Annotated in this window: 10 protein-coding genes; 2 read left to right on the top strand and 8 right to left on the bottom strand. The window is 38.2% G+C overall.

Features of this window, described 5'->3' with window-relative positions; genetic code table 11:
* Positions 1-116 precede the first annotated feature (116 nt).
* From GJU41_RS24315 to merR1, 8 genes are all read right to left on the bottom strand, one after another.
* Complete coding sequence (locus GJU41_RS24315) at positions 117-776, bottom strand: class I SAM-dependent methyltransferase (RefSeq protein ID WP_138116166.1); 660 nt, start codon at positions 774-776, stop codon at positions 117-119.
* 100 nt (positions 777-876) lie between these two features.
* On the bottom strand, positions 877-3,012 hold the full coding sequence (locus tag GJU41_RS24310; protein ID WP_138116164.1) for a heavy metal translocating P-type ATPase: 2,136 nt from the start codon (positions 3,010-3,012) through the stop codon (positions 877-879).
* The gene (locus GJU41_RS24305; RefSeq protein ID WP_138116162.1) at positions 3,005-3,373 is read right to left on the bottom strand and encodes an ArsR/SmtB family transcription factor; all 369 of its coding nucleotides are present in this window, start codon (positions 3,371-3,373) and stop codon (positions 3,005-3,007) included. The genes GJU41_RS24310 and GJU41_RS24305 overlap by 8 nt, the downstream gene beginning before the upstream one ends.
* Before the next feature lie 237 nt (positions 3,374-3,610).
* Positions 3,611-5,251, bottom strand: a complete 1,641-nt coding sequence (merA, locus tag GJU41_RS24300) for a mercury(II) reductase (RefSeq protein WP_154319798.1) — start codon at positions 5,249-5,251, stop codon at positions 3,611-3,613.
* Between the two features lie 15 nt (positions 5,252-5,266).
* Positions 5,267-5,605: a mercury resistance system substrate-binding protein MerP gene (gene merP, locus GJU41_RS24295; RefSeq protein WP_138116158.1), complete on the bottom strand. Its 339-nt coding sequence runs from the start codon at positions 5,603-5,605 to the stop codon at positions 5,267-5,269.
* Between the two features lie 17 nt (positions 5,606-5,622).
* Positions 5,623-5,925: a mercuric transport protein MerT gene (gene merT / locus GJU41_RS24290; protein WP_031536987.1), complete on the bottom strand. Its 303-nt coding sequence runs from the start codon at positions 5,923-5,925 to the stop codon at positions 5,623-5,625.
* A complete protein-coding gene (locus tag GJU41_RS24285; RefSeq protein ID WP_138116156.1) occupies positions 5,922-6,191 on the bottom strand; it encodes a hypothetical protein in 270 nt (89 codons plus the stop codon). The genes merT and GJU41_RS24285 overlap by 4 nt, the downstream gene beginning before the upstream one ends.
* Before the next feature lie 14 nt (positions 6,192-6,205).
* A complete protein-coding gene (gene merR1 / locus GJU41_RS24280) occupies positions 6,206-6,604 on the bottom strand; it encodes a mercury resistance transcriptional regulator MerR1 (RefSeq protein WP_047914436.1) in 399 nt (132 codons plus the stop codon).
* A gap of 245 nt (positions 6,605-6,849) precedes the next feature.
* On the opposite strand from merR1, the gene GJU41_RS24275 reads away from it, so the two are divergent.
* Positions 6,850-7,419, top strand: a complete 570-nt coding sequence (locus GJU41_RS24275) for a recombinase family protein (RefSeq protein WP_138116154.1) — start codon at positions 6,850-6,852, stop codon at positions 7,417-7,419.
* Position 7,420: 1 nt separating this feature from the next.
* Positions 7,421-10,369 (top strand): Tn3 family transposase, encoded by a 2,949-nt coding sequence (locus GJU41_RS24270; RefSeq protein ID WP_154319797.1) that lies wholly within the window; start codon positions 7,421-7,423, stop codon positions 10,367-10,369.
* The last annotated feature ends 98 nt before the right edge of the window (positions 10,370-10,467 follow it).

Raw genomic sequence — 10,467 nt, 5'->3', positions numbered from 1 at the left:
ATGGGGTCCTACCAACAAAACGCGGAAAACATACGCTAAGCAAATTTCGACATGAAGAAAGCCGATTTCTCCTACGCTAAGGAATCATCGGCTTTTTAGTCACTATTCTGGTCGTGTTATGGTTTGAAAGCTTTATACGCCCTTAGTGTGCCTGTGATAGTTGAAAATTGCCCAGTTTCTTCAATTGAGACAAATCCAGTTTCTTTTAATAGCTTAGGAATAATCCCTTTAACATGATTTGAAGTTGTTTCAAACCCATCTAAAAATTGTATAGGGAAAAATGCGACACGCATCAACCAATTTTGCGGCTTCTCAAAATCAATAATATGAAATTGGCCACCAGATCTGAGTGTCCGATGAACTTCTTCAAATGTTTTCTTTTTCATCTCTAGAGTTAAATGATGAATAAATAAACTTGTAAATATATGATGAAATAGATTATTGGAAAAGGGAAGTTTATCAGAAAACCCTTCCTCAAAGGTGATATTATTAACTTGAGTTTCTTTAATTTTCTCCTTAGCAATTGATAATATTTCAGGATCAGCATCAACCCCAATTACTTGCACACCAGGTTGTGATTGCTGTATTAAAAGTGCCAGTGTACCTGTTCCGCAAGCTAAATCCATTATCGTTTCCTTTGGTTGGATGGTTGCTTGCTTAACTAAATGCATTTTAAACTTTTTTTCTTGCATTCCCCATTGAATTAACGGATCATAAAATCGAGTCATCCAATGATATTTTAGTGCAGGTATATATTCATTAGGTTTTTGAGACATTTTCTCCCCCCTAAAAACTTTAATTTTCAGAATAGTCATTCTGTTTATTTTAATAAAAAAGGGACAACACTTAGTTATCCCATTGACTTTCAAGAAAATTTTATTCTTTAACCTTCAATAGTCGTAAACTATTTAGAGTAACTATTAATGTTGCCCCCATATCAGCAAATATCGCAATCCATAGCGTTAACCAACCAGGCATGACTAACAGTAATGCCACTAATTTAATTGCTAAAGAGAAGGTAATATTTTGCTTAATAATCGCCAAAGCCTTCCGGCTTAACTTAATGGTATACGGCAATTTGCTTAGATCATCCGACATTAAAGCAATATCGGCTGTTTCAAGTGCTGTATCGGTTCCAGCACCACCCATTGCCACACCAACAGTGGAAGCTGCAAGAGCAGGTGCATCATTCACACCATCGCCAACCATCGCGACACTGTGATGTTTTTCTCGAAGTTCTTTAATAAAATTCAATTTATCTTCTGGAAGCAATTCGGCTTTGATGTTAGAAACCCCAACTTCTTTACCAATTGCTTCTGCTGTTCGTTGGTTATCCCCCGTAAGCATGACCGTTCCGATCCTAATTTGGTTCAGTTTACTAATGACTTCTTTTGATGATTCTCTCATTTCATCTGCTACGGCAATTAACGAAAGGATTTGTTTTTCTGTTCCTATTACCATCACCGTTTTTCCTTGTGTTTGCATACGAGTGATTTCTTCTTTGATTGATGTTTCTATGCCATTTGTTAGGATTTCTACAAATAAATTCGGACTTCCAACATAATACATTTCATTGTTTATATTGGCTTTTACGCCTTTACCCGTAATGGACTGAAAATCTTCCACTACAATATTTTGAATGTTTAATCCGTCTTCTTCTGCTTTTCTAACGATTGCTGAAGCTAATGGATGTTGTGACCCTTTTTCAATGGCTGCTGTTATTATCATTAATTCTTGTTCATTGCCAGCATATGTCACTACATCTGTAACGGCAGGAACACCTTTTGTTAAGGTTCCAGTTTTATCAAAGGCAATCACTTTTAAAGCTCCTGCTTCTTCTAAATGGATTCCACCTTTAATTAACACACCGTTCCTTGCAGCATTTCCTATTGCAGTTACTACGGCAACAGGTGTCGAAACAACCAGAGCACAAGGGCAACCAACCACTAACACAGCTAAACCTTGATAGATCCACTCGCTCCAATCACTGCCAAATAGTAATGGAGGAACTACAGCAATTAAAAGAGCCAAGACGATAATAGCTGGTGTATAGTATTTCGCAAAACGGTCCACAAACGCTTGAGAAGGGGCTCGTTCTGCTTGAGCTTCTTCCACTAAATGAATGATTTTGGATATAGTGGTATCTTCCACCCTTTTTGTTACTTTAACTTCTAGTAATCCCTCTTCGTTCAAAGTTCCAGCAAAGACTTCATCATCAATTGTCTTGGTTACGGGAACACTTTCCCCTGTAATCGCAGCCTGATTTAACGTAGATATACCCTTGATAACTGTTCCATCCATCGCTAATTTCTGTCCAGGTTTTACAATCATAATATCGCCGACTTGAATATCTTCAACGTTAACCATCATTTCTTCATTTCCACGACGAATTAAAGCTTCTTTTGGAGCAATATCCATCAACGATTCTATAGATTGACGAGCTTTATCCATTGAATAACGCTCTAATGCTTCACTAAGAGCAAATAGGATAACAACTGTTGCTCCTTCTCCCCATTCACCAATCACCGCAGCTCCTAAAATGGCAACGGTCATTAGCGTATTCATATCGAAATTTAATCTACTTAAATTTTTAAGACCCTTAATAAATAGCGAATACCCACCAATTAAAATGGATGCTGCATAACCAATCGTTGGAAGTATATGCTCTTCTCCATATTGCTCCCCTAAAAACCAACTAATAACAAGTAATATCGCTGAAATATACACCTTGATGTTTTCTTTTTGCTTCCAAAAAGGTTCACGCTCTACCTTTTGTTCCTTTTCATCCCGAACCTTTAGATTTTCAAAAGCACCTGCTTTTTCTAATTCTTCAATCGTTGTAGTACCTTGAACCATAATTTTTGATGCACCTAAGTTTACTTTTGCATCTTTAACACCTTTTAATTCTTTTACGTTATTTTCAAAGATCTTTGCACAATTTGTACAAGTAAATCCTTGAACACGGTAGGTTTTCATTTCCTGTTCAGACAGCTTCGCTTGCTGATCAGACATTGACTTTCACCTCGCTCTTATGTGCTAATGCAATAGTCATTAATTGCTTAATATGTTCATCATCTAACGAATAAAACGCCAGTTTCCCTTCTTTTCTAAACTTCACAACCCCTTGCTTATGAAGTGTTCTTAGGTGATGGGAAGCATTTGCAACTGTAACTCCTATAATATTTGCTATATCACAAACACATAGCTCTTCATCCTTACACAAAGAAAAGGTAATCTTTGCCCTGTTTTCATCAGCAACAGCTTTCAATAATTGGGCAGCACTAGAAATATCAACTGTTTGTAATTCGCCTTGTATTCGAGTTACCTTTTCTTCGTCATAACAATAAATCTCACAAGTATCTTTCTTATTCATTTTCTCACTCCATTATCATTCAAGTATTTGCTTGAATATAGTATACCCCTTTTTTAAATAGTTATTCAAGTGAACATTTGAATGAACCAATGAAAATATTCACTTCTTAGAATTCTCGTGTTCTAATAGGGGCCCTGCCGACACAACGCGGATAATATACGTTAAGACAACTTCTGGATGAAAAAAGCCGATATTCCTTAATTTAAGGAATATCGGCTTGATATTATAAAAAGATGATTAACCTGCACAACAAGATAGTTTGGATACATCTTTATCAAACGTTAGGGCAGCCAGCTTCAATCCTTCTGCCATTGTCAAATATGGTGCAAGGGTTTCGCGAAGATCCTCTACAGTTAGATCAAATTTCACTGCTAATGTCGCTGCATAAATCACGTCTCCTGCGTTTTCTGCCACCACATGAGCCCCTAATATTTTCAACGTTTTCGCGTCCGCAACCAGTTTAAACACGCCTGTTGTTTCCCGATTAACCAGTGCTCTTGGAACGGCATCTAACGGCAAGACGGATGTTTTCACTTCATATCCTTTCTCTTTTGCCTGTTGCTCCGTTAAACCAACCGTTGCAATTGCTGGAGCTGTAAATGTAACCCCCGGAACCACTTCTAAATTCAGCTTTTTGTTCAGTCCACCGATAGCATTTCCTGCCGCAACTCCACCTTGATAAGCTGCTACATATACAAATTGAGGACCAAGCGTGACATCTCCTGCTGCATAGATGCGTGAATTCGTTGTTTTTGAATACTCATCGATTACGATTTCACCACGGGGGCCTACTTCAACGCCTGCATCCTGTAAATTCAAGGTTGCCGTGTTTGGTGTTCTTCCTGTGGCAACTAGTAATTGATCTGCCTCAATGATTCGCTTCTTGCCATTTACCTCAACATGGACCTTTTTAATGTCTCCATCTTGTTCGATTCGTTCAAAAGATGCTCCCGTCACTAAGTTGACCCCTTGTTCTGTCAAGGCATGCGTGATTGCTTCTGAAACCTCAGGATCGTATTCCTTTAACAAACGCGGGCTTCTTTGCATCAATGTGACTTCTGAGCCTAGATTATGGAAGAGTTGTCCCAATTCCATCCCGATATAGCCAGAACCGATGACCGTAAGACGCTTAGGCACCTTCTTTAATTCAAGCAGCGTTGTGCTTGTTAAATAATCGACTTCATCCAGTCCAGGAATGTTTGGCACTGCTGGTGAAGCACCTGTCGCGATTAAGAATCGTTTGGCTGACAACTGCATGCCATTGACTTCAACGGTTTTTTCATCTACGAATTTCGCTTCGCCTTTGATTAATTCAAAGCCGTAGTCATCAATCAAATCTACATATTTTGAGTTTCGAAGATCCGTCACCAGTTCATTTTTCTGCTTGATCAATGGTGCCAAATCAACGTCGCCAGCTGACGTGTGCAATCCGATGAATGGATTATTTTTTGCCAGATGATTGATTTCGCCAGCCCGAAGCAAAGTCTTTGAAGGAACACAGCCGATGTTCACGCATGTTCCACCAACCGTACCACGTTCAATGATTGCCACTTTTGCTCCGTATTTCACGGCTTCGATGGCAGATGAAAAGGCAGCCCCACCAGAACCGATGATGATGTAGTCATAATCACCTTCATCACCTAACTGCATCATTTCTTGCGATTGTACTTCTTCTGCTTCGCCTGGTTGATATTTCGCTTCAGCAATCGCTTTTTTCGCTGTTTCAACCTCTAAGCCATTTGGTAGCTCAAATACAGCTTCGCCACCGCGAAAATCTACTTCAATCCCTCTTGCACCCATGTTTTCAAGAGCAACAGCTACATGCTCTTCACAACCCGTACAAGTCATTCCTTGAACGTTCACTCGATATTTTTTCATGTTAACTCCCTCCTTTTATTCGACTCCAAGCCCGAAATCCGAAACTGCCGTCTTAATTTCCTGTAAATCCGTTTTCTTATCATCAAAGGAAACCGTTACTTCGCCCTTGCTTCCACTGACTTTAATGGCTGTTTTGCTAACGCCATCTACCTGTTCCAGGACGCTTTCTACAACAGACGGTGGACAACAATCCATCCCCAAAACCGTGAATGTCCCTGTTTTAGTTGTTTCAATGGTAGCTTTTACTTCCTTCTTAGCATCTATATTATTTTGTGCTTCTTTTTCGTTGCTACACGCACTAACCACTAACAGAAGGGATAATAGCATCATAATCCTAATTATTTGTACGCTCATATAAAGCACCTCATTTTTTATAGTCCACCTTCAACTAGAAATAAAAAAAGAAACATGCAGAAAACGAAAAACGTCGTGATCCATAAGCCGATGATAGAACTCTTCCTTTTGCCTTTTCTCCCGTAAACCATGTAAAAGGAGTATGCAAGAAGGATGATGGTAACGATGCTGAACAATAACCGATACTTCAATGAGTAGAAGGCGATTGCTCCTGCAAATCCAGTTAAACCAAGAGGGATAAAAATCAGTGGACCCAAGCAGCATGCAGCCATACCAAAAGCTGAAAATATTGTGGCTAACTGTGACACTTTTTCCTTCATGATTTAAACCTCTCCATACTGCAACAATCATGCGTTGTTGTTTCTTTCGTTGTTTCATTTTTGATTTCTGGGTTCAATTTTCTCCAGCCATTGAATAGGGAGAAAACAAACAATATACCCATTATGATGAAGATAACATTTTTATATTCCACGAAATATGATCCCAGTGCTGTTCCTGCAATCAACGGAAGCAGTAAAAACAGATGGCATGGGCATGTAATTAGTGCGACAAGAAACCAACCTGAACTTTTTATTGTGTTTATCATCCTGTTTCACCTCTTTATTTTTTCATCAATGTTTCAATAATAGGACACTCGTAAATATCTTTGTTTTCGGGACATCTTTCTTTAAGATCCATCAGCATTTGTTCAATTCTTTTGAGATCTTGAATTTTATGCTGGATGTCTTCTATCTTAAGAACGGTGAAATCATACATATCACGGCACTTTGCTTCATCGCGATCGACGACCCCTAGCAATTTGTCAATTTCATTTAAGCTAAATCCTAATTCCTGCATCCGTTTTATGAAATTCAACCGATCGACCGTTTGTTGTGAATACATTCGGTATCCTTTTTCGGTACGATCAGGCTCTGGAATTAAGCCTAAACGCTCATAATATCGAATGGTCTCTTTGTTAACGTTACACTTCTCTGCGATTTCTCCGACTCGAAAATGCAATTTACTTCACCTCACATATAATATAAACCCTGTACCATAGTACAGGGTCAATATATTTTACTCCCTTCAATTAAATGATTCCAATACCGAAAACGACCGTTTTTGGTTAAAATAGAGAACTTCTCTAAAAACCTCGAAAACCACTTAAATTCATAACCAAAAATATAACCAAAAACTAACTACCAATATATCTATCTATTACCCTTTTTTGGTATAGTTAAGGTATTAAAAAGGGGGGATTCTTGTTGAAATTTGGGTATGCACGTGTCAGTACACAAGATCAATCATTATCGTTACAACTTGATGCATTGACTCACTACGGAGTGGACCAGACTTTTGAAGAAAAAGAATCAGGTAAGAAAAAAAACCGACCACAGTTAGATGAGCTTCTTAAAATTTTGCGTAAAGGCGACACGGTGATTGTCTATAAATTAGATCGAATCAGTCGGAGTACCAAACATTTAATTGAACTTATGGAACATTTTGAATCAAACGGAATTCATTTTGTCTCCATACAAGACAAGATTGACACTACAACTGCTATGGGACGCTTCTTTTTCAGAATGTTAGCCAGCATAGCAGAATTAGAACGAGATATTATTAGTGAACGAACGAAAGATGGATTGACGGCTGCTAGAGCTAGGGGAAGAAACGGAGGTAGACCGAAGGTTGATTTAAAGAAAATAGAACTTGCTATAAAAATGTATGAAAGCAAAGATTACTCGTTATCTCAAATTAAGACGGCAACAGGGATTGGAGCGACAACATTATATCGTTATCTAGAAAAGAAAAAGATACCTAGCAAGGAGTTATAGCATGAGAGGGAAAGAATTACTAACAGAAGATCAAAGAACGGAATTTGTACGAATTCCAGCTGATATGAGCGAAAGTGAACTAGAAACCTATTATACTTTTTCCCAATATGACCTTGAAATTATTAAACGACACAGAAGAGATCATAATCGTTTAGGCTTTGCTGTTCAATTATGTGTTTTACGCTATCCTGGATGGTCCCTTTCAGATGTTGGGCCTATTCCAGATTACATAATCGAATACATAGCTAGACAAATAAATGTTAATCCTAATTCATTTTCTTTATATGCCCAACGAGAGCCAACTAAGCATGAGCATATGGAAGAAATCCGTCAAGTTTATGGTTATCAAAATTTTTCCCTAGGGAACTATCGCAAGGTAGCTCAGTTTCTGTTGAATCATGCCCTTCAAAATGGAAATTCAATGTATCTTCTTCGTACAGCACAAGAAGAGCTACGGAATCAGAAAATTATTCTCCCTGGAATGACTACTATAGAAAGGCTTGTTTGGGAAACTCGTCAACGAGCAGAGGAAAGGATTTTTAAATCATTAACTTGTACTCTTTCTAAATGGCAAAAACAAAAGTTAGATAAACTTATAGATCCCTTTGTAGATAATAGAAAAACCCCCTTAGCATGGCTTAGAGAACTTCCCGGCCAATCTTCACCTGAAGCCTTTTTAAAAGTAATAAAGCGCTTAGACTATATTCGAGATTTAAAATTAGAAATAAATTCAGAACAAATCCATCCCAATCGTTTACTTCAATTATCTCGTATTGGAGCAAGGTACGAACCACACTCATTTCGAAGGTTTAAAGAAAAAAAGAAATATGCAATTCTCGTGGCATATCTTGTGACTCATAGTCAGGATTTAATTGACCAAGCAATTGAAATTCATGATCGACAAATGATGATCTTGCAATCAAAAGGACGTAAAACACAAGAAGAAATGCAAAAAGAAAACGGAAAAGCAGTGAATGAAAAAGTCGTACATTTTGCAGATATCGGTGCAGCACTTATCCAAGCACGAAATGAAGGACTTGATCCATTTAATGCTATTGAAATGATTATGCCGTGGGATAAAATTGTTTCTTCCGTCGAAGAAGCCCAAAAATTAGCCCGACCGATGGATTACGATTATCTAGATTTGTTAGAAAATCGGTTTTCTTATCTAAGAAAATATACTCCTACTTTTCTTAAATCTTTTGAATTTCGTTCTACACAAGGTACAGAGCCATTATTGCAAGCCTTAAAGACGCTAAATGAAATGAATGAATCTGGTAAAAGAAAAATTCCAAATGATGCCCCGGTAGATTTTATTCCTAAACGTTGGAGGAAGCATGTTTATGGTGATGATGGAATAATTAACCGACACTATTATGAGATGGCTGCACTAACAGAGTTGAAAAATCATATTCGTTCAGGCGACATATCCGTAGTCGGTAGTAGACTTCATAAAGATTTTGAAGAGTATCTTGTTTCTAAAGAAGATTGGACAACTTCTCGTCTTACGGAAACTAAACTAGCTGTTCGTTCATCGGCAGATGAATATCTTGAGGAAAGAAGAAAGTCACTAGCGCAACGCCTTACATGGGTTTCAAATAATCTTGATTCTCTAGAAGGAGTAAATATCGAAAAAGCTAAGATCCGAGTGGACCGTTTGGAGAAAAATACACCCGAAGAAGCGAGAGCTTTTAGCCTGTCTTTATATAATATGTTGCCGAGAATAAAGCTCACTGATCTTTTAATGGAGGTAGCACACTGGACAGGATTTGACGAAATGTTGATACATGCCTCAACCAATCGCCCGCCAAAGGGAGAGGAAAAAGGAGTTCTCATGGCTGCTCTCATGGCGATGGGCACTAACATAGGACTTACTAAAATGGCAGAAGCGACACCAGGAGTTACCTATCATCAAATGGCTAATGCAGCGCAATGGCGTTTATTCGATGATGCTATAAGTCGTGCACAAGCGACATTAGTAAATTTTCAACATAAGCTTAAACTAGCTTCCTATTGGGGAGATGGAAGTACCTCTTCCTCTGATGGAATGCGCGTACAGGTTGGTGTTTCATCGTTACATGCCGATGCCAATCCACACTATGGGTCTGGAAAAGGGGCAACCATTTATCGATTTACCAGTGATCAATTTTCAAGTTTTTATACGAAAGTCATTAATACCAATGCTCGTGATGCTGTACACGTTATCGATGGATTACTTCATCATGAGACAGATTTAAATATTGAAGAGCATTTTACAGATACAGCTGGCTACGCCGACTCAGTATTTGGATTGAGTCATTTATTAGGATTTCGTTTTGCACCAAGGCTACGTGATTTAGCTGACTCTAAGCTATTCACCATCCAAATGCCAAATGAATTCCCAAAACTAGAAAATATACTCCGTGGTCGTATTAATACGAAAATTATTCAAGATAATTTTGATGACGTATTACGTGTAGCTCATTCTATTCGAGAAGGAAAAGTGTCTGGTTCACTTATTATGGGGAAACTAGGGTCATATGCGAGACAAAATAAACTTGCATTTGCTTTGCGAGAAATGGGGAGAATCGAAAAGACCATTTTTATTTTGGATTACATATCTAACGAAACACTACGCCGTCGAATTCAACGAGGACTAAATAAGGGAGAAGCCATGAATGGGTTAGCAAGAGCCTTATTCTTTGGAAAACGAGGTGAGTTACGAGAACGAGGAATACAAGACCAACTACAACGTGCAAGTGCTTTAAATATTCTAATAAACGCTATTAGCGTATGGAACACTGTTTATCTTACAGAAGCAACAAAATTATTAAAGGAAAAGGGAAATTTGAGAGAAGATTTACTTAAACATATTTCTCCGTTAGGATGGGAACACATTAATTTTCTTGGTGAATACAACTTTGATGCAAGAGTAGCAAGTCTACATTCACTACGCCCTCTTATTCAATAATACTAAAAGCCGATGATTCCTTAACGTAGGAAAAATCGGCTTTCTCCATGTCGAAATTTGCTTAGCGTATGTTTTCCGCGTTTTGTTGGTAGGACCCC

Source organism: Metabacillus idriensis, from assembly GCF_009674765.1.
GTDB lineage: Bacteria > Bacillota > Bacilli > Bacillales > Bacillaceae > Bacillus_P > Bacillus_P idriensis.
Note: the sequence above shows the minus strand (reverse complement) of the source record. Positions and strands in the feature narration are given on the sequence as shown.

What these genes read in the sequence shown, in the direction of transcription:
- GJU41_RS24315 (WP_138116166.1), bottom strand. Translation starts at nt 776, where the DNA reads ATGTCTCAAAAACCTAATGAATATATACCTGCACTAAAATATCATTGG.
- GJU41_RS24310 (WP_138116164.1), bottom strand. Translation starts at nt 3,012, where the DNA reads ATGTCTGATCAGCAAGCGAAGCTGTCTGAACAGGAAATGAAAACCTAC.
- GJU41_RS24305 (WP_138116162.1), bottom strand. Translation starts at nt 3,373, where the DNA reads ATGAATAAGAAAGATACTTGTGAGATTTATTGTTATGACGAAGAAAAG.
- merA (WP_154319798.1), bottom strand. Translation starts at nt 5,251, where the DNA reads ATGAAAAAATATCGAGTGAACGTTCAAGGAATGACTTGTACGGGTTGT.
- merP (WP_138116158.1), bottom strand. Translation starts at nt 5,605, where the DNA reads ATGAGCGTACAAATAATTAGGATTATGATGCTATTATCCCTTCTGTTA.
- merT (WP_031536987.1), bottom strand. Translation starts at nt 5,925, where the DNA reads ATGAAGGAAAAAGTGTCACAGTTAGCCACAATATTTTCAGCTTTTGGT.
- GJU41_RS24285 (WP_138116156.1), bottom strand. Translation starts at nt 6,191, where the DNA reads ATGATAAACACAATAAAAAGTTCAGGTTGGTTTCTTGTCGCACTAATT.
- GJU41_RS24270 (WP_154319797.1), top strand. Translation starts at nt 7,421, where the DNA reads ATGAGAGGGAAAGAATTACTAACAGAAGATCAAAGAACGGAATTTGTA.